This is a genomic window from Shinella sedimenti (assembly GCF_022601905.1).
Lineage (GTDB): Bacteria > Pseudomonadota > Alphaproteobacteria > Rhizobiales > Rhizobiaceae > Shinella > Shinella sedimenti.
The window spans coordinates 357,253-377,264 of the sequence record NZ_JAKVIN010000004.1; the positions used below are offsets into that span (position 1 = coordinate 357,253).

Sequence of the window (20,012 nt, forward strand, 5' to 3'; positions counted from 1 at the left end):
CTTAGCTGCGATAATCGCCGTTGATCTCGACATATTCCTTGGTGAGGTCGCAGGTCCACACCGTCGCGCGGCCGTTGCCGAGGCCGATCTCGACGCGAACAGGGATATCTTGACGCTGCATGATCGCGCTCGTCGCTTCCTCGGAATAGCCAGGGTCGCGTTCGCCGTCGACGGCGACGCGAACATCGCCGAACCAGATGGCAAGGCGATCGCGATCGGCCAACTCGCCGGATTTGCCCACGGCCATGACGATGCGACCCCAGTTGGCGTCTTCGCCGGCCACGGCGGTCTTGACCAGAGGTGAATTGGCGATCGAAAGCGCGATCCGCTTGGCGGCTTCGTCGCTTTCCGCACCTTCGACGGTGATCTCCACCATCTTGCGCGCACCTTCGCCGTCACGCACGACCTGGAGGGCGAGATCGCGCAAAAGATCGTTGAGAGCGGCACGGAAGCCATCGAGCGTGGCGTCGTCCGCCGTCACGGCCTTCTGGCCGTCGGCTGCCGCAGCGCCAGTCGCAAACAGCAGAAGCGTGTCCGAGGTCGATGTGTCGCTGTCCACGGTGATGGCATTGAATGTTTTGCCGACGCCGGCCGAGAGCAGCGATTGCAGTACCGCAGCGGGGAGATCAGCGTCCGTCACGACGAAGGACAGCATGGTTGCCATATCGGGCGCGATCATGCCGGCGCCCTTGGCAATGCCATTGATACGCACGGTGACGCCGCCGAGCTCGGCGGTGCGGGTGGCGACCTTCGGATAGGTATCCGTGGTCATGATCGCCTTGGCGGCCTCCAGCCAGAAGTCGCCCGTGCCCGAGGTGGCGAGGCCATCGAGGACGCCGGAGAATTTCGTGGCATCAAGCGGTTCGCCAATCACGCCCGTCGAGGCGAGGAAGACTTCGCTCTCCTTGCAGCCGACGGCCTTTGCCGCGGCTTCGGCGGTAAGTTTCGTCGATTCGCGGCCCTTGCGGCCGGTGAAGGCATTGGCATTGCCGGAATTGACGACAACGGCGCGCGCGACGCCGCCGGGCAGGTTGTCGCGGCAGAAATCGACGGGCGCCGAAGGGCATTTCGAGCGGGTGAAGACGCCCGCGACCGCCGCGGGGCGATCGAAGACCATCATCAGCACGTCAGTCCGGTTCTTGTACTTGATCCCTGCGGCGGCGGTCGCCATGCGCACACCGCGCACCGGCGGCATTTCGGCATAGGTTTTCGGGGCAAGCGGAGAGATCGAACCGGACATTCTTTTTTTCCTGCGGTGGGAAGAGGCCCGGCGGGATCCACCGGGCCATTGTGTTCTTACTGCTGGCCTTCGGCAGCCGGAGCGGCGTCTTCGCCACCTTCGGCTTCCTGCTTGTTGACAGCGTCATAGGCCGTCTTCAATGCCGGGTCCTGGATATCGACGGGCGCTGCCGTCTTGGCCTTTTCCAGCAGTTCGAGATACTTGTCGCGCATGACGAGCTGACGAACCTGCGGCTCGACCTGGTCGAGCGCCGGGGGCTGCTGCTTGCGCTTATCCTCGACCTTGATGACGTGGTAGCCGAACTGGGTCTTCACCGGCACCTTGGAATAGGCGCCCTTTTCGAGGGCGAACGCGGCTTCTTCAAATTCCGGAACCATGCGGCCCTTGCTGAAATAGCCGAGGTCGCCGCCTTCCGACTTGTTCGGGTCGGTGGACTTTTCCTTGGCGATTTCGACAAAATCCTTGCCGGCATCGAGATCCTTGATGATGGCCTTGGCCTCATCCTCGGTCTTGACCAGGATGTGACGGGCATGAATCTCGTCTTCCGGCTTGATGGCGGCGATTTCCTTGTCGTAGCGCGCCTTCACCTCTTCCGGGGTAACGGCGTCGACGACGTGCTTCTTGAAATAGGCGTTGTGCAGTTCGCGGTCCGTGAGGAAGGCAAGGCGCTGCTTGAAGTCGGCGCTGTCACGCAGGCCTTCCTTGTCGGCGTCGGCTGCCAGCAGCTTGACGTCGATGATGGAGGAAAGCGCGGCCACGCGCTTCTGCTCTTCCGGCAGGTTGGCAAGCTGCGGGTCGAGGCCGGCCATTGCGAGCTTGAGTTCGGATTCATGGATCTCCACGGTGCCGACCTTGGCGACGACCGGATCGGCGCCGGCGTCCTGCGCACGGGCACCCGTGCTGGCGGCGGCGATCGCGATCAGGGCGACCGCTGCGAGCTTGCTGTACTTGAACATACGAAAAAAGACCTTTCACATCCTCGCCGGAATCGGGTCGATATCCGGTGCCAGACCGCTCAACACCACCAGAATGTGGCAGTTGTGCAACCGCCTGAGCCGTTGACATCATTCGACCCCCCTCTTATCTGTCACGCAATCCCGCGTCCAGAACAGTTTCCGGGCGTTTCACGGGTTTGCGCGCAATTATCGTGCGACCTGTCACGCGCCGGGGCGCCCATAAAGAAAGGACCATCCTGATGGTCAGCCTTGGCGGCCTAGCCCGCAAGTTGTTCGGTTCCTCGAACGATCGCCGCGTTCGCTCCTATAATAATCGCGTTGATGCCATCAATGCGCTCGAAGCTGAGACGAAAGCGCTCTCCGACGACGCGCTGAGGGCAAAAACCGTGGAATTCCGCGAGCAGCTCGCTGCGGGCAAGACGCTGGACGATATTCTCGTGCCGGCGTTTGCGGTCGCGCGGGAAGCGGCCTTCCGCGTTCTCGGCCTGCGTCCCTTCGATGTTCAGCTCATCGGCGGCATGATCCTTCACGAGAAGTCGATCGCCGAAATGAAGACCGGTGAAGGCAAGACGCTCGTCGCGACGCTTCCCGTCTATCTCAATGCGCTGGCCGGCAAGGGCGTGCATGTCGTGACGGTCAACGACTACCTCGCCACCCGCGACAGCGCCCAGATGGGCAAGATCTACGGCTTTCTCGGGCTGACCACCGGCGTCATCGTTCATGGGATCGATGACGACCAGCGCCGCGCGGCCTATGCCTGCGACATCACCTACGCGACGAACAACGAACTCGGCTTCGACTATCTGCGCGACAACATGAAGTACGAGCGCGGCCAGATGGTACAGCGCGGTCACTTCTTTGCCATTGTCGACGAAGTGGACTCGATCCTCGTCGACGAGGCGCGCACGCCGCTGATCATCTCCGGCCCGCTCGACGACCGTTCCGATCTCTACACCACCATTGATGCCTACATCCCGCTGCTCGATGAAGGGGATTACGAGATCGACGAGAAGCAGCGCTCCGCCAACTTCTCGGAAGTCGGCACGGAGAAGCTGGAGAACCTGCTGCGCCAAGCCGGCCTTCTCAAGGGTGAATCGCTCTACGACGTAGAGAACGTCGCGATCGTTCACCACATCAACAACGCGCTGAAGGCTCACAAGCTCTTCACCCGCGACAAGGACTACATCGTCCGCAACGACGAGATCGTCATCATCGACGAATTCACCGGCCGCATGATGCCGGGCCGCCGCTATTCGGAAGGCCAGCACCAGGCACTGGAAGCCAAGGAAAAGGTCACGATCCAGCCGGAAAACCAGACGCTGGCCTCGATCACCTTCCAGAACTACTTCCGCATGTATTCCAAGCTCGGCGGCATGACGGGTACGGCGTCCACGGAAGCCGAGGAATTCGGCAACATCTATGGCCTTGAGGTCGTGGAAGTCCCGACCAACCTGCCGATCCAGCGTATCGACGAGGACGACGAGGTCTATCGGACGGCGGAAGAGAAGTACTCGGCTATCATCGAAGAGATCAAGGCGGCCCGCGCCAAGGGTCAGCCGATCCTTGTCGGCACGACCTCGATCGAAAAATCCGAGCTTCTGGCCGAACTCCTGAAGAAATCCGGTTTCAAGGACTTCCAGGTCCTGAACGCCCGCTACCACGAGCAGGAAGCGTATATCGTTTCGCAGGCCGGCGTGCCCGGCGCGGTCACGATTGCCACCAACATGGCCGGTCGCGGTACCGATATCCAGCTCGGCGGCAACCTGGAAATGCGTCTCGAGCGCGAACTGGCCGACATGGAGCCGGGCCCGGAGCTTGATGCCAAGCGAAGCGCCGTCATTGCCGAGGTGAAGAAGCTGAAGGAAGAGGCGCTGGCCGCCGGCGGCCTCTATGTTCTCGCAACCGAGCGCCACGAAAGCCGCCGTATCGACAACCAGCTGCGCGGTCGTTCGGGCCGTCAGGGCGACCCGGGCCGATCGAAGTTCTTCCTGTCGCTGCAGGACGACCTGATGCGCATCTTCGGGTCCGACCGCATGGATTCGATGCTGCAGAAGTTGGGTCTCAAGGAGGGCGAGGCGATCGTCCATCCCTGGATCAACAAGGCGCTGGAGCGCGCGCAGAAGAAGGTTGAGGCGCGGAACTTCGACGTCCGTAAGAACCTTCTCAAGTATGACGACGTGCTCAACGACCAGCGCAAGGTCATCTTCGAGCAGCGCATCGAGCTCATGGACAGCGAAAACCTGTCCGAGATCGTGAATGACATGCGCCATGAGGTGGTCGAGAACCTCGTCCAGCTCAACATTCCGGAAAACGCCTATGCCGAGCAATGGAATGTCGAGGGCCTGAAGGCGGGCGTTCTCGAACAGCTCAATCTCGACCTGCCCATCGAGGCCTGGGCGGCCGAGGAAGGCATCGACGAGAAGGACATTCTCGAGCGTTTGCGCAAGGCTGCCGACGATGCCGCCGCCGACCGCGCCGAGCGTTTCGGCCCTGAGATCATGACCTATGTCGAGCGCTCGGTGCTGCTCCAGACGCTGGATCACCTGTGGCGCGAGCATATCGTCAATCTCGACCATCTGCGTTCCGTCATCGGCTTCCGCGGCTATGCCCAGCGCGATCCGCTGCAGGAATACAAGGCGGAAGCCTTCGAGCTCTTCCAGGCGCTCCTGGCCAACCTGCGTCAGACGGTAACGGCACAGCTGATGCGCGTCGAACTCGTGCGTCAGGCCGCCGATGCCCCGGCACCGGTGCCGCCGGCGATGGAGGGCCATCACATCGACGGCACGACCGGCGAGGACGAGTTCAATGTCGGTGAGGCGACGGGCTTCATGGCCGTTGCCGCGGAGGATCGCAATCCCGACGATCCGTCTACCTGGGGTCGTGTCGGCAGAAACGAGCTGTGCCCCTGCGGCTCCGGCAAGAAGTACAAGCACTGCCATGGTGCCTTCGAGCAGGCCTGATCGCTGAAATCCTTCGAAAATGCCGCCTTCGGGCGGCATTTTCTTTTGTGCACTGTTAAGGCCTCCGCAGTGCCGGCCAACCGTTTGTTAACCCTGACCTGACAAGACTGGCGTGTTGAGTTCTGCGTAGCGTTCGGGTTCCTGTGTTGATAGCGGTCATTCAGTCGGCAGAGAAATTGCTGCCATCGGGTCTGCGCGGCAGGGTGGTACCTTTGCTGCGCGTACTGGCCAGCGACGATCCGCGCACGCTCACCCAGCGCATGGCGCTCGCCGCCTTTGCCATCCGTGTCGCCAGCGCGGCAATCGCCTTTCTCACGCAGATCGTTCTTGCCCGCACGATGGGCGAGTTCGAATACGGTATCTTCGTCTTCGTCTGGGCGCTGGTGGTCATCATCGGCGATATGTCCTGCCTTGGCTTCCACACGACCGTGGTGCGCTTCCTGCCCGGCTATGCCGGCCGCAATGCGCATGCGGAAATCCGTGGCCTCACGTCGACCGCGCGCACCTTCGCCATGCTGTCCTCGAGCGCCATCGCGGCTGTCGGCCTCCTGCTGCTCTGGCTGTTGCGCGACAGCGTGACGGGCTACTATGTCGTGCCGCTCTTCATCGGATTCTTCTGCATGCCGATGATCGCGCTGGGCGATGTGCTCGAAAGCACCGCGCGGGCGCACAGCTGGGCGGTGGTGGCGCTGAGCCCGACTTATATCGCGCGGCCGCTGCTCATTCTCGGCTTCATGGTGCTGGCTGTGACGCTCGGGGCCCCGCATACAGCACTGACAGCAATGGTCGCCGCGCTGGCTGCGACATATCTCACGACCGTCGTGCAGTTCTTCAACATCGTCCACCGGCTCGGCAAACGTTATGTCGCGGGGCCCCACAAGACGGAGTTTTCGCTGTGGCTCAAGGCGGCGTTGCCGATCTTCCTCATCGAGGGTTTCGGCTTCCTGCTCACCAATTCCGATGTGATCGTGGTCGGCCTGTTTCTGGATCCGGAAAGCGTTGCGGTCTATTTTGCGGCCGCCAAGACGATGGCGCTGGTGCATTTCGTGTTTTTTTCGGTGAAGGCGGCCGCGGCGCCGCGCTTCTCCGCGCTCTTTTCTTCCGGCGACCGTGTGGCGCTTGCGAACTTTGCCGGCGAGACGGTCCGCTGGAGCTTCTGGCCGTCGCTGGGCGTGGGGCTCACCGTTCTCGCGTTCGGCCATCTTCTGCTGTCGCTGTTCGGGCCTGCCTTCACAGCGGGATGGAGCCTGATGTTCATTTTGTTTTCCGGCATTATGGCCAAGGCGCTGGTCGGGCCGGGAGAGGTGCTGCTCACCATGTCCGGCGAGCAGAAGCTCTGCGTCATCGTCTATGCCACGGCGCTTGCAGCGAATATTACCTTCAACGTCACCCTCATACCGCTCTTCGGCATAACCGGGGCCGCTGTGGCCACGGCCGGTGCCATGATGGTGGAAGCGCTGCTTCTGCATATCGCCGTGCGGGGCAAACTCTCGATCATTCTCTTCGCCTTCGCCAATCCGGTGAAGGCAAGCCTTGTCAACGGGATGGACAACCATGACCGATAGCCACGGCTTCGACCATGCAATCGCTGGAGGACGCGCGCAGGCAGCCATCCCGCCGGCACCGCCGCTGGCCCATCCGCCGGCAGATTTGCGCGTTGCCGTCGGCCGCGCCGGGCGCTCGCTCGCGCTCTATCCGGCAGCCGCCGGCTATGAGCTTCAGCAGGAGCTCGATTTCCTGTCGAACCGCGTCATGGAGCCGAATGTCTTCTTCTCCGGGCGCTTTCTGGCGCCCGCCATGCCGCGGCTGGAAGATCGTACCGTCCGCCTCGCCATTATCAGGGACGAAAGCGCGGAGCGCAGCCGCATCCGCCTGCTCATGCCGTTTTCCGTCGAGAAGCCCGGCTTTTCCATCGGCTCCAGCATCCTGCGTGCCTGGTCCAATCCGTTCGGCCCGATCGGCACGCCGCTCGTCGATGCGGAAGATGCGGCCGAGACGCTAGACAACTTCCTGGAGGCGCTCGGCGGCTCCGGCGTGGCGCTGCCATCGGTGCTCGTCCTGCCGGACCTACGGCTCACCGGCCCCTTCGCGCAGCTGATGCGCGCCGTCGCGATTGGCCGCAACCTGCCGGTGACCGTGACCGACACCTATCGGCGCCCGATGCTGGAAAGCCTGCTGGACGGGCAGACCTACCTTCAGAAAGCAATCTCCCCGGAGCATTTCCGCGAACTGCGGCGGCAGTGGCGCAAGCTCGACCGGCTCGGCGCGCTCAGCTACAATGTCGCCCGCCAGCCCGCGGATATCCGTGTGCGCATGGAGGAGTTCCTCCTGCTCGAAGCCTCTGGCTGGAAGGGCCGCAGCCGCACGGCGATGATCAACGACCGCTATCGCGCTGCCTTCGCCCGCGAGGCGATCACGAATCTTGCCGAGACAGACGGCGTGCGTATCCATACGCTCGATCTCGACGGTCGCGCCATCGCGTCCATGGTCGTCTTCCTGATGGGGGGCGAGGCCTATACGTGGAAGACGGCCTATGACGAGGAGTTCGCGAAATATTCGCCCGGCAAGCTTCTCCTTGCCGAGCTGACCGAATGGCATCTGGACGACGCCAATATCCTGCGCTCGGACTCTTGCGCCGTGCCGGATCATCCCGTCATGAGCCGGTTCTGGGAAGAGCGAGAGGATATGGGCACGCTGGTCGTGGGTCTTCAGCAGAACCGGGACCGGGATGTGCGGCAGGTGGCGACGCAGCTGCACCTCTACCGCAACACCCGCAACGTGGCGCGGCTGCTGCGCGAGAAGATCCGGTCTCTCGCCCGGCGATAGGTTAGGCGGAAAACGGCGCTTCGGCCGCTGCGCGCTTGCGCAAGAGGTGGCGGATCACCTTGCCGGACGTGGTCAGCGGCAGCGCATCGACGAATTCCACCTCGCGCGGATATTCGTGCATCGAGAGGCGGGACTTCACCCAGTCGCGGATGTCGGCGGCGAGCGTTGCGGATGGCGCGTGGTCGGGCCGCAACATGACATAGGCCTTGACGATCTCCGTGCGAACCGGATCGGGCTTGCCCACCGCCGCGGCGAGCTGCACGGCGGGATGACCGGCCAGGCAATCCTCGATTTCGCTTGGGCCGATGCGGTAGCCGGACGAAGTGATGACGTCGTCGTCACGCCCGAAGAAGGTGACATAACCCGCCTTGTCCATGTGCCCGAGGTCCCCGGTCGTCATCCAGTCGCCGATGAATTTGTCCGCGGTTGCCCCGGCGTTGTTCCAGTATCCGAGAAACATCACGGGATCGGGGCGCTTGACGGCGACCTGGCCGACGGTGCCGCGCGGCACTTCCGCGCCATTCGCATCGATGATGGCGACCGTGTGCCCGGGCACGGGCTTGCCGATAGGGCCGGGCCGCGAGACGCCGAGCTTGCCGATGGAGCCAAGCACGATGTTGCACTCGGTCTGGCCGTAGAACTCGTTGATGGTGATGCCGAGCGTGTCGCGCACCCATTCCCAGGTCTCGCGGCCGAGCGATTCGCCGGCCGAGCCGATCGTGCGCAGGTTCAGCCTGTATTTCGCATGGGGATTAGCGACCGTCTTCATCAGTCGGAGCGCTGTGGGCGGAATGAAGGCGTTGCGCACGTCCATGTCCTGCATGATGCGATAGGCCATGTCGGGGTCGAATTTCTGGCCCGGCGAGGAAACGACGGGCACGCCGAGCAGCAACGCCGGCAGGAGAACGTTGAGCAGGCCGCCCGCCCAGGCCCAGTCGGCCGGCGTCCAGATGCGGTCTCCCGGCTGCGGCAGGAACTCGTGATGCATCTGGAAGCCGGGGACATGACCCAGCAGAACGCGATGGCCGTGCAGCGCGCCCTTCGGCGGGCCCGTCGTGCCCGACGTGTAGATCATCATCGCGGGATCATCGGGGCCGCTGTCGACCGCGTCGAAGGGGCCTGTGTGACGCGACACGAGGTCGTAAAAGGATTTCGCGGTGGGATCGGCGGCGGCGTCCGTCGCGATGACGAGTTGCAGCGATGGTAGCTCCCTGCGGATCGGCTGGAGGCGCTCAAGACCGAAGTTATTTGTGATGATAGCCTTCGCGCCGGCATTCTCCAGACGGAAGAACAGGGCGTCGGCGCCGAAGAGCAGGGCGAGGGGCAGGGCGATGGCGCCGATCTTGTATGCCGCCAAGTGGGCGATGACCGTCTCGAAGCCCTGCGGCAGCAGGATCGCGACGCGGTCGCCCTTCTCGACGCCCTCTGCGCGGAGGGCAGCCGCCAGCGCATCAGATCTCGCGGCAAGTTCGCCATAGGTCAGGGAGAGAGGGGCGGCATCGGGCAGGAAATGCTGGAGGCACACGCGATCTGGATCGCGTGCGGCCCATGCATTGGAAACGGCGGTGCCGATATTGAAGCGGTCAGGGATATCCCAGCGGAAATCCGCGTACAGCGCTTCATAGTCCGGTCTTTCGACAAGCATCCGCCATAGCTCCAGTGTGCTGCTGCATCGCAACTAGCATTCCGGAGCGCGGCCGGGCAATGGCCGCTTTTGCGGGTCAGAGCCAGGAGAGGCGGCTATCGACCTCGCTGACATCCTTGACGGACGCCGCGATCTCGACGGCCCGGGTGCCCTCTTCCGGAGTGCCGACACTGCCGGTCAGTATGATGCGCGTTCCCTTGCAGGTAACGGAGATGTCGGACGCATCGATATCGCCCGCCGTCGAAAGCGCATCCGCGACGGCCGTTTCAAGCCATGCGGGGTGGGGGCCTTCGAAATGCTCGGGCTGTTCGCCCTTGAAGGTGCCTTCCTTGAAAACCATGGTGCTCTCCTTTGCCGTCTGCGCGACAGAACGCCGGACAGACGCAATTGTTCGTCTAGGCCGGCGCATGGGTTCAATCATGTTGGAAGTTTTGTGGATGTCGGACATTTGGGTTGAGACCCAAGAGCGTGCACATCGCCCTTGGGTCCCCCTCGCAACCGCATCCGGGGGTGTCTGCAGTTGCGTCCCTTAAACGGGGCTAACGAAAATTCGTTCCCGCTAAAAAGAAATTTTTGAGAAAATGGAGGGGCCGGCATCATCGGTCGTGCAACCGGCCTTTCCCGTTGACACCCCATGCCACCTCGCTCTATTGGGGAGGCATGCCCCGCTGGCGGAATTGGTAGACGCGCCGCACTCAAAATGCGGTTCCTCACGGAGTGCTGGTTCGATCCCGGCGCGGGGCACCATTTCCCACCTATGTCCCATACGAATGACGTCTCCAGCACTTAGAACGCATCACAAGTTCGTGCGGTGATTTACTTGGTGACGGCAGGTGGTAAATGTCCGCGATACGGGGTGCGGCCCGCGACTGCCGCCGTCATCGCGTTTCCCGCGCCGGTCTGAGGCCGCCGGGGACCTGTCTTGAACTGGAGCATCCATGTCTTTCCAACGCGTTTCCTCGCCCGTGGTCTCCTCCGCGCTGCTCGCCCTTGGCATGGTGGCGACGGTCGGCGGCGCCCTGGGCTTCGAGCATATCGGCGGTTACATTCCCTGCGCGCTCTGCCTGCTTCAGCGCGATCCCTATTATTACGGCATTCCGGTTGCCGTTGCGGCGCTGGCCTCGGCGCTTTTCGGCGGCCCGGCCTGGCTGACGCGGACGCTGCTGGCGATCGCCGGCATCATGATGCTCGTGGGTGCGGGCATGGGCGTCTATCACGCGGGTGTCGAGTGGGGTTTCTGGGAAGGCCCGGCGACCTGCGCGACCACGGCCCAGGGCGTCACCCAGAATGCAGGCGACCTGCTCGCCGATCTCAACAGCAAGCATGGACCGTCGTGCACGGAAGCATCCTTCCGTTTCCTCGGTCTGTCCTTTGCCGGCTGGAACGTGATTGCAAGCCTCATCCTCGCCGCGATCGCCTTCTCCGGCGTGCGGTCGCGCAAGGCATGATCCCCGCAGCCGGTCAGGGCTGCAGTTCGACGTCCCAGTAGAGATAGTCCATCCAGCTTTCGTGGAGATAGTTGGGTGGAAACAGTCGCCCGTTGTTGTGCAGATCCTGAACCGTCGGCTGGTAGGGCTTCTGATGCGGGTGCATGCCCGCCTGCTTCGGCAGCTTGCTGCCTTTTCTCAAATTGCACGGGGAGCAGGCAGCGACCACATTCTGCCACGTCGTTTCGCCGCCATGGGCGCGGGGGATGACGTGGTCGAAGGTCAGATCGTGCGGCGACCCGCAGTACTGGCATTCGAACTTGTCGCGCAGGAACACGTTGAACCGGGTAAAGGCCGGGTGGCGTGACGGCTGCACGTAGGTTTTCAGGCATACGACGCTTGGCAGGCGCATCGAAAAACTCGGTGAGGATACCGAGTATTCATATTCGGCAATGATGTGTACGCGGTCAAGAAATACGGCCTTGATCGCGTCCTGCCATGACCAGAGCGACAAGGGGTAATAACTCAGCGGCCTGTAGTCAGCATTCAATACGAGAGCTGGCAGGGCCTGTGGTGAAACTGAAATCGTCAAGGGCTTCTCCTGAGCGATTCGGCATCTGCCCTTCTATATTAGGCGCGTTGTTACAGCATTGTGAAGCGGGGAATGAAAAGCGAAAACAAGCTATTTCGCGTTCTTCATCCTTCAAGCACCGGCGCGACCTCCCGGCGCATCTCCCGGGCATAATATGCCCAGAAAAGCCGGGCCGAAACGCCGCGCCAGGGCGACCATGCCTCAGCGATACGGTCGAGTTCCTGCGGGCTCGGCCGTACGGCAAGGCCGAGTGCATGGGCAACGGCATTCTGTAGGGCGATATCGCCTGACGGGAAGATATCGGGATGGCCGCCGCAAAACAGCAGGTAGACGTCCGCCGTCCAGCGGCCGATGCCATTGATGGCGGTAAGTGTGCGGGCCGCAGCCTGCGCGTCGAGCAGGCAGACGGCATCGAGGTCGAGATCGCCCCGGTCAACGGCTTCCGCGGCACGGCGCAACGTCTCCGTCTTGGCGCGCGACAGTCCGATGGCCCGGCAATCATCGTCAGACAGTCCGAGGATGTGGTGGGGCGTGATGTCGCCCGCCGCCGTTTCCAGTCGGCGCCAGATCGCATCGGCGCTCGCGCGCGAAACCATCTGCGAGACGATGATGCCGGCAAGGCCGCGATAGCCGGGTGCGAGCCGCCGCAGCGGCACAGGCCCCGCCTTGTCGATGACGCTGAAAAGGCGCGCATCGAGCAAAGCGAGGTCGACGAGACCCGCCGCGACATCCGCATCCGTCCTGATCATGTGCATATGCATTTTCAAGCGGCCTCGCTCTTGTGCGACGGGCACCTCTTCAGGCCGGTTCCGTCGTGCATGCCTGTAGTGACGGGACAGGGCTGTTCATGGCAGAAGACCCCATGCCAAGTGCTTTGTCAAAAAATCGCGTCTTTCGTTTCGCGCCAAGCCCGAACGGGTTGCTGCATCTCGGCCATGCGGTGTCGGCGATCCTCAACCACGATCTCGCTGCCGCCAGCGGCGGCCGCTTCCTGCTGCGCATGGAAGACATAGATCCGGCCCGCTCGCGACCCGAATTCGAAGAGGCGATCTATCGCGATCTCGCCTGGCTCGGCCTCGATTGGGAAAAACCGGTGCGCCGTCAGTCCGAGCATGTCGCGTTTTATGGTGAAGCGCTGGAGCGGCTTAAGGCGATGGGCGTGCTCTATCCGGGCTTCCTGAGCCGGGGTGAGGTGAAGGCCCGGGTGGAGGCGGCAGGTGGTGACTGGCCACGCGATCCGGACGGCGCACCGCTCTACCCGACGGAAGAGCGGGATCTTGACCGTGGGCAGGCGCTCGACTGGATCGCGGCGGGGCGCCAACACGCCTGGCGGCTCGACATGGAAAAGGCCCGCGCGCTGGCGCCGGCGACGCTGGAATGGCGGGAAACCGGCTCGGGACCGGAGGGTGAAACGGGGCAGGTGCTGGCCCGCCCGGAACGCTGGGGCGATGTCATGCTGTCGCGGCCGGATGCACCGGCGAGCTATCATCTCGCGGTGGTTCTCGACGACGCGGCGCAGGGCGTGACCGACGTGGTGCGGGGGCAGGATCTCTTCCACGCAACGGCGGTGCATCGGCTGTTGCAAAGTTTGCTCGGTCTGCCGGTGCCGACCTACCGGCATCATGGACTGGTTCTGGGTGCGGACGGGCGAAAGCTTTCGAAGAGCAGCCAGGACACGGGCATCGCCGCCTATCGGGAGAGGGGCGTTTCACCGTCCGGCATTCGCACCCTGCTCGCGGGCTATGGCTTCATCTGATTCCTTCTCCTCGGCCTCAGGCTGCTGGCGCACGCCGCGTATCCGGTCGAGAACCAGATGCTTGACGCGGTATTTCAGCAGCGCCGCGTTGATCTCGGCGCCGATGATGAAGATTGCTCCGATGATGTAGAGGAAGACCAGCGCGATCATGATCGAGGCGAGGCCTGCATAGGTCGATACATAGCTGGAGAATGTCGCGAGATAGGACGCGAAAGCATAGGCGCCGATGCTCCAGGCGACAAGCGTGAAGAGGATGCCCGGCAGCACGTCTGCGATCTTGCGCCGGCCGGCCGGCAGCCAGAGATGGGCGATCAGCAAGCCGATGAGCAGGACGAGGATCGTGCCGAAAAGCCCCCAGCTCTCCACCCAGGAATAGATGTAGGTCAGCCAGGGCAGCCAGTCGCCGGTGGCGCGCACGGCAAGCGGTGCCGCAACGAGCACGATACTGAGAACCGCAAGCGCCACGACGCCCGCGATGACGAAACCCAGGCTGGCGAGGCGGGTGATGTACCAGTAGCGGGTCTCCGCCACGCGATAGGCGCGGTTGAGAGAGACGCGCAACGCCTCCACGCCGTTGGAGGCGAAGTAGGCGGCGGCAAGCACGGAAACGGTCAGCAGGCCGCCGCGTGGAATGGTCAGAACCGCCACGACCTCGCGTGAAATGGGAGCGGCGATCGATTCCGGCCAGGTGTCGAAGATGAGGTGGACGGCGGTCTCGGCAAACTGGTCCGCACCGAGGAATGAGCCGAGCGCGGTGCCGAAGATCAGGAACGGGAAGATGGCCAGCAAGGTCGAAAGGGCGACATGGCTCGCCATGGCCCAGCCATCGTCTTCGGAGAAGTGCCAGATCGCGTCGAAAACGACTCTGTAGGCAACACGGATTGGGCTAGGCATCGGCAATTCCAGTTCGTTCGCGGCCGTTTCCGGCTGCCTGTCTCATTGTCTGTCAGGACATAACCCCTTAAACCGGATTTGGTTTAAGGGGTTATGTCCTATTTCAGATTCCCCGGCCAACTTGCGCGTCGCCGCGCAGGACCCTGGCCTGTGAATATGGGAAAGGGTGGCGAATTTGTACAGGAAACCGTCATGTCTTCTCCAACTGCCGCCGATCGGCCCAGCATCATCGTCACCGGCTGCTCGTCGGGGATCGGGGCTTATTGCGCGCGTGCGCTGAAGGCGGAAGGCTGGCGCGTGTTCGCCACGGTTCGGCGCGACGAGGACCTCGCAAGCCTTGCGGCCGACGGCATCGAAGCACTGCTGATGGACTATACGAAGCCCGACAGCATCGCCGCGCTCACCGAAGAGGTGCTGGCGCGCACCGGCGGGCGGCTCGATGCCCTGTTCAATAACGGTGCCTACGGCCAGGCCGGCGCCGTCGAGGACCTCTCCGTCGAGGTGCTGCGGGCGCAGTTCGAGACCAATGTCTTCGGCTGGCACGACCTGACGCGGCGGGTGATTCCCGTTATGCGCCGGCAGGGCCACGGCCGCATCGTGCATTGCTCGTCCATCCTCGGCATCGTGCCCTATCGCTGGCGGGGCGCATACAACGCCTCGAAATTCGCGCTGGAAGGCCTGTCGCTGACCTTGCGCATGGAGCTTGCGGGGTCCGGAATCCATGTCAGCCTCATCGAGCCGGGCCCGATCGCCTCGCGCTTCACAGCCAATGCGCTGATGCATATCGAAAAGAACATCGACCTCGAAAACTCCGTGCATGCGGACGAGTATCGCCGGCAGCTCCAGCGCTTGCGCGGCGAATCGAAGCCGGCGCGCGGCAAGCTGGGGCCGGAGGCGGTGCATGCCGTCTTGCGCCACGCGCTGACGGCGCGGTCGCCGCGTCCGCATTACATCGTGACCACGCCGGCCCGGCAGGGGGCGCTGCTCAAGAAGCTGCTGCCGGCGTCGCTCTTTTACCGTATCATCGGCCGTCTCGGCTGACGCGGCGCGTCGTCGCAGCCACGGCAACGCAAAATGCGTGCACTTTGCGCGAAATGCCCTATGTGAATGCCTGACAGAAATCAAACCGGAACGCTGGCATGTCTTCCTTCCTTACATTCCTGACACTGCTCGTCATGGGTCTTGTCGCCATCGTGCTGGTGCGCGGCCTCGTCAACATGGCAAAGGGCGGCAGCGGCAACACGTCCAACAAGCTGATGCAGGCACGCGTCCTGCTGCAGGCAATCGCCATTGTCCTCATCATGCTGACGCTGTGGGTGACGGGAGGCGGCCGCGGCTGATGGTCAAGCTCAACAAGATCTACACCCGCACGGGCGATGACGGGACGACCGGTCTCGTTGCCGGTCCGCGCCGCAAGAAGCACGATCTGCGCGTCGAATCCTACGGCGAGGTCGACGAGGCGAATTCCTGCATCGGTCTGGCGCGCCAGCAGCTCGCCGATCATCCTTCGCTCGACAAGACACTCATGCGCATCCAGAACGATCTATTCGATCTCGGCGCGGATCTCGCAACGCCGGATACGGGCAAGAAGCCCGAATACGAGCCGCTGCGCATCGCCCAGTCGCAGGTTGACCGGCTGGAAAAGGAAATCGATGCGCTGAACGCTGACCTGGAGCCGTTGCGCTCCTTCGTTTTGCCGGGTGGCACGCCGGCGGCCGCAGCCCTGCATCTGGCGCGTACCGTGGCGCGCCGCGCCGAACGCCGTATCGTCGCCCTGCAGGATTGTGAGGGCGAGGCGGTCTCGGCGGCCGCCGTTGCCTACATAAACCGGCTGTCGGACTTCCTGTTCGTCGCTGCGCGTTGGGTGAACGAAAAGGGACGCACGGACATATTGTGGGTGCCGGGGCAGAACAGGTAAGGTCCCCGGCAAGGCGAGGCCGGAAGGGAACCCATGTTCATACCGCTGCATGACGCGAACTCCCTGAAATACATCAAGGTCCAGTATGTCACGATCAGCCTGATCGCCATCAATGTGGTGGTGTGGCTCGTAACGGGCTTCGCCTCGACGCAGGCCTTTTCCGATGCGGCGGTCGTCGGGCTCGGCTATATACCCGCCGTCGTCTTCGATTTCGCGGACCTCGAGCCGGGGCTGGTGCTTGTCCCGGAGAATGCCACCTACATCACCTATGCGTTTCTGCACGGCGATTTCATGCATCTCGCCTCCAATATGCTGTTTCTCTGGGTGTTTGGCGACAATGTCGAGGATGCGCTCGGGCATTTCCGCTTTCTGGTATTCTATCTCGCCTGTGCCGCTGCCGGGGCGCTCGTACACGGGCTTGTGGAGCCCTCTTCCGAAGCGCCGCTGATCGGCGCGTCCGGGGCCGTCTCCGGGGTGGTGGCGGCTTATTTCCTGCTTCATCCCAAGGTGCGCGTTTGGGTGCTGGTGTTCTTCCGAATTCCGCTGCCGCTGCCGGCGGTCATCCCGCTCGCCTTCTGGATTGCCCAGCAGTTCTATATGCTGGCGGTGGATGGCGATGGCAGCGTGTCCTGGGGCGCGCATGTCGGCGGCATCCTTGCCGGAGCGTTTCTGGTGATCGTTTTGCGGAGGCGGGGCGTGCCGCTGTTCGATCGCACCATCGTCACGCCCAAGGCTGTTCGTCATGCGGAGCAGACGCCGGTTCCCGCTGAAAAAGTCGCCGATCGCCCCGCCGTGCCGCCCACCCATTGGGGACGGTGACGTCGCACGCGCGGCAGTTTGACGTTAACGTAAAGGTTATTTATAACCGGCCCGTTTTCATGCGGAGAGGAGCCGTGCCGCATTGTAATTGGGGAAAAAACGCGTATCGATGTCGCCAACCGACAATCAGGGCGCCCTCGAAAGGCGCATTTTCCCCTCGCGGACATATGTAAGGAAGGAAGCCATGAAGATCTTGGTCCCAGTCAAGCGGGTCGTTGATTACAATGTCAAAATTCGCGTGAAGGCGGATGGCTCGGGTGTCGAGCTTGCCAATGTGAAGATGTCGATGAACCCGTTCGACGAGATTTCGGTGGAAGAGGCGCTTCGTCTGAAGGAAGCCGGCAAGGCTGAGGAAGTGGTCGTCGTGTCGATCGGCCCGGCGAAGGCCGAGGAGACGCTTCGCACCGCGCTCGCCATGGGCGCCGACCGGGCGGTGCTGGTGGAGACGGACGATGCTGTCGAGCCGCTGGCGGTCGCCAAGATCCTGAAGGGTGTCGTCGAGGCTGAACAGCCCGGCCTCGTCATTGTCGGCAAGCAGGCGATCGACGACGATTCGAACCAGACCGGCCAGATGCTGTCGGCGCTGCTCGGCTGGGCGCAGGCAACGTTCGCCTCCAAGGTCGAGATCGGCTCGGGTTCGGCTCAGGTCACCCGCGAAGTCGACGGCGGCCTCCAGACGATCGAAGTGAAGCTGCCGGCCGTCGTGACGACGGACCTGCGCCTCAACGAGCCGCGCTATGCCTCGCTGCCCAACATCATGAAGGCGAAGAAGAAGCCGCTCGACAAGAAGACGCCCGGCGACTTCGGCGTCGATACCGCCCCCCGCCTGAAGGTGCTGAAGACCGAGGAGCCCTCGGGCCGCAAGGCTGGTGTCAAGGTCAAGGACGTTGCCGAACTGGTGGCGAGCCTGAAGACCGCAGGCGTTCTGTAAGGAAGATTGAGGAGATCACGATCATGGCCATTCTTCTTCTGGCAGACCACGACAACGCCACCCTTTCCGACCAGACCGCCAAGGCGCTGACGGCGGCTTCGCAGATCGGTTCGGACGTGCATGTGCTCGTCGCCGGCGCGGGCGCCAAGGCGGCCGCCGACGCCGCTGCCAAGCTGTCCGGCGTCTCCAAGGTGCTCGTCGCCGACGATGCTAGCCTCGCCAACAACCTCGCCGAACCGCTGGCTGCGCTCATCGTGTCGCTGGCCGGCAACTATGAGGCTATCGTCTCGGCTGCGACCTCGGTGGGCAAGAACGTGCTGCCGCGCGTTGCCGCCCTGCTCGATGTCGCTCAGGTCTCGGAAATCGTCGAGGTCATCAGTGCCGACACGTTCAAGCGCCCGATCTACGCAGGCAATGCCATTCAGACGGTTCAGTCGACCGATGCCAAGAAGGTGATCACCGTCCGCACGGCATCCTTCACCGCAGCGGGCGAGGGCGGCAATGCACCCGTCGAAACCGTCGCAGCGGCTGCGAATCCGGGCCTCTCCACCCATGTCAACGACGCGCTGTCCTCGTCTGACCGTCCGGAGCTGACATCTGCAAAGATCATTATCTCTGGCGGCCGCGCGCTCGGCTCGTCGGAGAAGTTCCAGGAAGTCATCCTTCCGGTCGCAGACAAGCTCGGTGCTGCTGTCGGTGCCTCGCGCGCCGCCGTCGATGCGGGCTACGCCCCCAACGACTGGCAGGTCGGCCAGACGGGCAAGGTCGTCGCCCCGCAGCTCTACATCGCTTGCGGCATTTCGGGTGCCATCCAGCACCTTGCCGGCATGAAGGACTCGAAGGTCATCGTCGCCATCAACAAGGACGAGGAAGCCCCGATCTTCCAGGTCGCAGACTACGGCCTCGTCGGCGATCTCTTCGAGATCCTGCCGCAGCTCGAAAAGGCGCTCTGAGCCGGCCGTGTGCCGTCTTTGCGACGATGATTTCACTGGAAATATCCGTCGCGTGCCTTTATCAATTCACCGGGCCGGCTTGACCGGCCCGGTGTTTTTTTGCCTGGGCACTGGGCTCAGGCTGAAATAACGAGGCGATTGGCGCGATGATCAAGAACGTCGGTATTGTGGGTGCGGGCCAGATGGGATGCGGCATCGCGCATGTTGCTGCTCTTGCCGGATACAAGGTCCATATCTACGACCTGTCCGCCGAGCGGATCGAAGCCGGCCTTGCCACGATCCACGGCAATCTCGCCCGTCAGGTCTCGTCCGGCAAGATGTCTGACGAAGACCGGAAGAAGGCGCTGGCGCTCATCAAGGGCTCCACCGACGTGAACGATCTCTCGGATGCGGATCTTGTCATCGAGGCCGCGACCGAGGATGAGACCGTCAAGCGCAAGATTTACGGCCAGGTCTGTTCCGTACTGAAGCCGGAGGCGATCCTCGCTACCAACACCTCTTCGCTCTCGATCACACGCCTTGCCTCCGCCACCGACCGGCCGGAGCGCTTCATGGGTATACACTTCATGAACCCCGTTCCGGTCATGAAGCTGGTCGAGCTCGTGCGCGGTATCGCCACCGAGGAAAGCACCTTTTCCGCCGCCAAGGAATTCGTCGCCAAGCTCGACAAGACCATCACGGTCGCGGAAGATTTCCCGGCCTTTATCGTCAACCGTATCCTGCTTCCGATGATCAACGAGGCCATCTACACTCTCTATGAGGGCGTCGGTTCGGTCGAAGCCATCGATACGGCCATGAAGCTCGGCGCCAACCATCCCATGGGCCCGCTTCAGCTCGCCGATTTCATCGGCCTGGATACCTGCCTGTCGATCATGCAGGTCCTGCATGACGGTCTCGCCGATTCCAAATACCGCCCGTGCCCGCTGCTGGTGAAATACGTCGAGGCCGGCTGGCTCGGCCGCAAATCCGGCCGCGGCTTCTACGACTATCGCGGCGAAGTGCCGGTTCCCACGCGCTGAGGCGTATAAAGCTTCGACTTCAGTTCTTTTGAAAGAATTCAATGGTATCTCGCGAGGACTAGGTTATTCAGTCTCG

Annotated in this window: 19 protein-coding genes and 1 tRNA gene; 13 read left to right on the forward strand and 7 right to left on the reverse strand. The window is 62.9% G+C overall.

The window, feature by feature from the left end:
* Position 1: 1 nt before the first annotated feature.
* The gene (gene argJ, locus MKI86_RS11930; RefSeq protein ID WP_241601108.1) at positions 2-1,240 is read right to left on the reverse strand and encodes a bifunctional glutamate N-acetyltransferase/amino-acid acetyltransferase ArgJ; all 1,239 of its coding nucleotides are present in this window, start codon (positions 1,238-1,240) and stop codon (positions 2-4) included.
* A gap of 56 nt (positions 1,241-1,296) precedes the next feature.
* Complete coding sequence (locus tag MKI86_RS11935; RefSeq protein WP_241601109.1) at positions 1,297-2,196, reverse strand: peptidylprolyl isomerase; 900 nt, start codon at positions 2,194-2,196, stop codon at positions 1,297-1,299.
* A gap of 239 nt (positions 2,197-2,435) precedes the next feature.
* Between MKI86_RS11935 and secA the strand changes: the two genes are divergently transcribed.
* The 3 genes from secA to MKI86_RS11950 all read left to right on the forward strand — a co-directional run bounded on the left by secA (position 2,436) and on the right by MKI86_RS11950 (position 7,982).
* Complete coding sequence (gene secA, locus MKI86_RS11940; protein WP_241601110.1) at positions 2,436-5,156, forward strand: preprotein translocase subunit SecA; 2,721 nt, start codon at positions 2,436-2,438, stop codon at positions 5,154-5,156.
* 149 nt (positions 5,157-5,305) lie between these two features.
* Entirely contained in the window at positions 5,306-6,721 is a 1,416-nt protein-coding gene (locus tag MKI86_RS11945) for a lipopolysaccharide biosynthesis protein (RefSeq protein WP_241601213.1), read from the forward strand.
* Positions 6,711-7,982 carry a GNAT family N-acetyltransferase gene (locus tag MKI86_RS11950; protein WP_241601111.1) on the forward strand — a complete coding sequence of 424 codons (1,272 nt, stop codon included), beginning with the start codon at positions 6,711-6,713 and terminating at the stop codon, positions 7,980-7,982. Before MKI86_RS11945 ends, MKI86_RS11950 begins: the two co-directional genes overlap by 11 nt.
* A 1-nt stretch (position 7,983) precedes the next feature.
* Here MKI86_RS11950 and MKI86_RS11955 read toward each other — a convergent pair whose 3' ends face one another.
* Both MKI86_RS11955 and MKI86_RS11960 read right to left on the reverse strand, forming a co-directional pair.
* A complete protein-coding gene (locus MKI86_RS11955; protein WP_241601112.1) occupies positions 7,984-9,627 on the reverse strand; it encodes an AMP-binding protein in 1,644 nt (547 codons plus the stop codon).
* A 76-nt stretch (positions 9,628-9,703) separates the two neighbouring features.
* Positions 9,704-9,967, reverse strand: a complete 264-nt coding sequence (locus MKI86_RS11960; RefSeq protein WP_241601113.1) for a BON domain-containing protein — start codon at positions 9,965-9,967, stop codon at positions 9,704-9,706.
* Between the two features lie 322 nt (positions 9,968-10,289).
* On the opposite strand from MKI86_RS11960, the gene MKI86_RS11965 reads away from it, so the two are divergent.
* A tRNA-Leu gene (locus MKI86_RS11965) sits at positions 10,290-10,374 on the forward strand.
* A gap of 191 nt (positions 10,375-10,565) precedes the next feature.
* Positions 10,566-11,075, forward strand: a complete 510-nt coding sequence (locus tag MKI86_RS11970; RefSeq protein ID WP_241601114.1) for a disulfide bond formation protein B — start codon at positions 10,566-10,568, stop codon at positions 11,073-11,075.
* A gap of 13 nt (positions 11,076-11,088) precedes the next feature.
* Here the strand turns inward: MKI86_RS11970 and MKI86_RS11975 are convergent, their stop codons facing one another.
* Together MKI86_RS11975 and MKI86_RS11980 are read right to left on the reverse strand one after the other, a co-directional pair.
* Positions 11,089-11,646: an HNH endonuclease gene (locus tag MKI86_RS11975; protein WP_241601115.1), complete on the reverse strand. Its 558-nt coding sequence runs from the start codon at positions 11,644-11,646 to the stop codon at positions 11,089-11,091.
* 104 nt (positions 11,647-11,750) lie between these two features.
* The gene (locus MKI86_RS11980; RefSeq protein WP_241601116.1) at positions 11,751-12,401 is read right to left on the reverse strand and encodes a DNA-3-methyladenine glycosylase family protein; all 651 of its coding nucleotides are present in this window, start codon (positions 12,399-12,401) and stop codon (positions 11,751-11,753) included.
* A gap of 107 nt (positions 12,402-12,508) precedes the next feature.
* Between MKI86_RS11980 and gluQRS the strand changes: the two genes are divergently transcribed.
* On the forward strand, positions 12,509-13,402 hold the full coding sequence (gene gluQRS / locus MKI86_RS11985; protein WP_370879961.1) for a tRNA glutamyl-Q(34) synthetase GluQRS: 894 nt from the start codon (positions 12,509-12,511) through the stop codon (positions 13,400-13,402).
* Here gluQRS and MKI86_RS11990 read toward each other — a convergent pair.
* Positions 13,355-14,296: a YihY/virulence factor BrkB family protein gene (locus MKI86_RS11990; RefSeq protein ID WP_241601118.1), complete on the reverse strand. Its 942-nt coding sequence runs from the start codon at positions 14,294-14,296 to the stop codon at positions 13,355-13,357. The genes gluQRS and MKI86_RS11990 overlap by 48 nt on opposite strands.
* Before the next feature lie 192 nt (positions 14,297-14,488).
* On the opposite strand from MKI86_RS11990, the gene MKI86_RS11995 reads away from it, so the two are divergent.
* From MKI86_RS11995 to MKI86_RS12025, 7 genes are all read left to right on the forward strand, one after another.
* The gene (locus MKI86_RS11995; RefSeq protein ID WP_241601119.1) at positions 14,489-15,337 is read left to right on the forward strand and encodes an SDR family oxidoreductase; all 849 of its coding nucleotides are present in this window, start codon (positions 14,489-14,491) and stop codon (positions 15,335-15,337) included.
* Positions 15,338-15,435: 98 nt separating this feature from the next.
* On the forward strand, positions 15,436-15,636 hold the full coding sequence (locus tag MKI86_RS12000) for a twin transmembrane helix small protein (protein WP_134649373.1): 201 nt from the start codon (positions 15,436-15,438) through the stop codon (positions 15,634-15,636).
* Positions 15,636-16,214, forward strand: coding sequence for a cob(I)yrinic acid a,c-diamide adenosyltransferase (locus tag MKI86_RS12005; protein WP_241601120.1), 579 nt, complete (start codon positions 15,636-15,638; stop codon positions 16,212-16,214). Before MKI86_RS12000 ends, MKI86_RS12005 begins: the two co-directional genes overlap by 1 nt.
* 33 nt (positions 16,215-16,247) lie before the next feature.
* Positions 16,248-17,033: a rhomboid family intramembrane serine protease gene (locus tag MKI86_RS12010; protein ID WP_241601121.1), complete on the forward strand. Its 786-nt coding sequence runs from the start codon at positions 16,248-16,250 to the stop codon at positions 17,031-17,033.
* Positions 17,034-17,217: 184 nt separating this feature from the next.
* Entirely contained in the window at positions 17,218-17,964 is a 747-nt protein-coding gene (locus MKI86_RS12015) for an electron transfer flavoprotein subunit beta/FixA family protein (protein ID WP_241601122.1), read from the forward strand.
* 23 nt (positions 17,965-17,987) lie between these two features.
* Positions 17,988-18,917, forward strand: a complete 930-nt coding sequence (locus MKI86_RS12020; protein ID WP_241601124.1) for an electron transfer flavoprotein subunit alpha/FixB family protein — start codon at positions 17,988-17,990, stop codon at positions 18,915-18,917.
* 146 nt (positions 18,918-19,063) lie between these two features.
* Positions 19,064-19,936 carry a 3-hydroxybutyryl-CoA dehydrogenase gene (locus MKI86_RS12025; protein WP_241601125.1) on the forward strand — a complete coding sequence of 291 codons (873 nt, stop codon included), beginning with the start codon at positions 19,064-19,066 and terminating at the stop codon, positions 19,934-19,936.
* The last annotated feature ends 76 nt before the right edge of the window (positions 19,937-20,012 follow it).

What these genes read in the sequence shown, in the direction of transcription:
- MKI86_RS12025 (WP_241601125.1), top strand. Translation starts at nt 19,064, where the DNA reads ATGATCAAGAACGTCGGTATTGTGGGTGCGGGCCAGATGGGATGCGGC.
- MKI86_RS12000 (WP_134649373.1), top strand. Translation starts at nt 15,436, where the DNA reads ATGTCTTCCTTCCTTACATTCCTGACACTGCTCGTCATGGGTCTTGTC.
- gluQRS (WP_370879961.1), top strand. Translation starts at nt 12,509, where the DNA reads ATGCCAAGTGCTTTGTCAAAAAATCGCGTCTTTCGTTTCGCGCCAAGC.
- MKI86_RS11970 (WP_241601114.1), top strand. Translation starts at nt 10,566, where the DNA reads ATGTCTTTCCAACGCGTTTCCTCGCCCGTGGTCTCCTCCGCGCTGCTC.
- MKI86_RS11950 (WP_241601111.1), top strand. Translation starts at nt 6,711, where the DNA reads ATGACCGATAGCCACGGCTTCGACCATGCAATCGCTGGAGGACGCGCG.
- argJ (WP_241601108.1), bottom strand. Translation starts at nt 1,240, where the DNA reads ATGTCCGGTTCGATCTCTCCGCTTGCCCCGAAAACCTATGCCGAAATG.
- MKI86_RS11980 (WP_241601116.1), bottom strand. Translation starts at nt 12,401, where the DNA reads ATGCACATGATCAGGACGGATGCGGATGTCGCGGCGGGTCTCGTCGAC.
- secA (WP_241601110.1), top strand. Translation starts at nt 2,436, where the DNA reads ATGGTCAGCCTTGGCGGCCTAGCCCGCAAGTTGTTCGGTTCCTCGAAC.
- MKI86_RS12005 (WP_241601120.1), top strand. Translation starts at nt 15,636, where the DNA reads ATGGTCAAGCTCAACAAGATCTACACCCGCACGGGCGATGACGGGACG.
- MKI86_RS11935 (WP_241601109.1), bottom strand. Translation starts at nt 2,196, where the DNA reads ATGTTCAAGTACAGCAAGCTCGCAGCGGTCGCCCTGATCGCGATCGCC.
- MKI86_RS12020 (WP_241601124.1), top strand. Translation starts at nt 17,988, where the DNA reads ATGGCCATTCTTCTTCTGGCAGACCACGACAACGCCACCCTTTCCGAC.
- MKI86_RS11955 (WP_241601112.1), bottom strand. Translation starts at nt 9,627, where the DNA reads ATGCTTGTCGAAAGACCGGACTATGAAGCGCTGTACGCGGATTTCCGC.
- MKI86_RS12010 (WP_241601121.1), top strand. Translation starts at nt 16,248, where the DNA reads ATGTTCATACCGCTGCATGACGCGAACTCCCTGAAATACATCAAGGTC.
- MKI86_RS12015 (WP_241601122.1), top strand. Translation starts at nt 17,218, where the DNA reads ATGAAGATCTTGGTCCCAGTCAAGCGGGTCGTTGATTACAATGTCAAA.
- MKI86_RS11960 (WP_241601113.1), bottom strand. Translation starts at nt 9,967, where the DNA reads ATGGTTTTCAAGGAAGGCACCTTCAAGGGCGAACAGCCCGAGCATTTC.
- MKI86_RS11995 (WP_241601119.1), top strand. Translation starts at nt 14,489, where the DNA reads ATGTCTTCTCCAACTGCCGCCGATCGGCCCAGCATCATCGTCACCGGC.
- MKI86_RS11990 (WP_241601118.1), bottom strand. Translation starts at nt 14,296, where the DNA reads ATGCCTAGCCCAATCCGTGTTGCCTACAGAGTCGTTTTCGACGCGATC.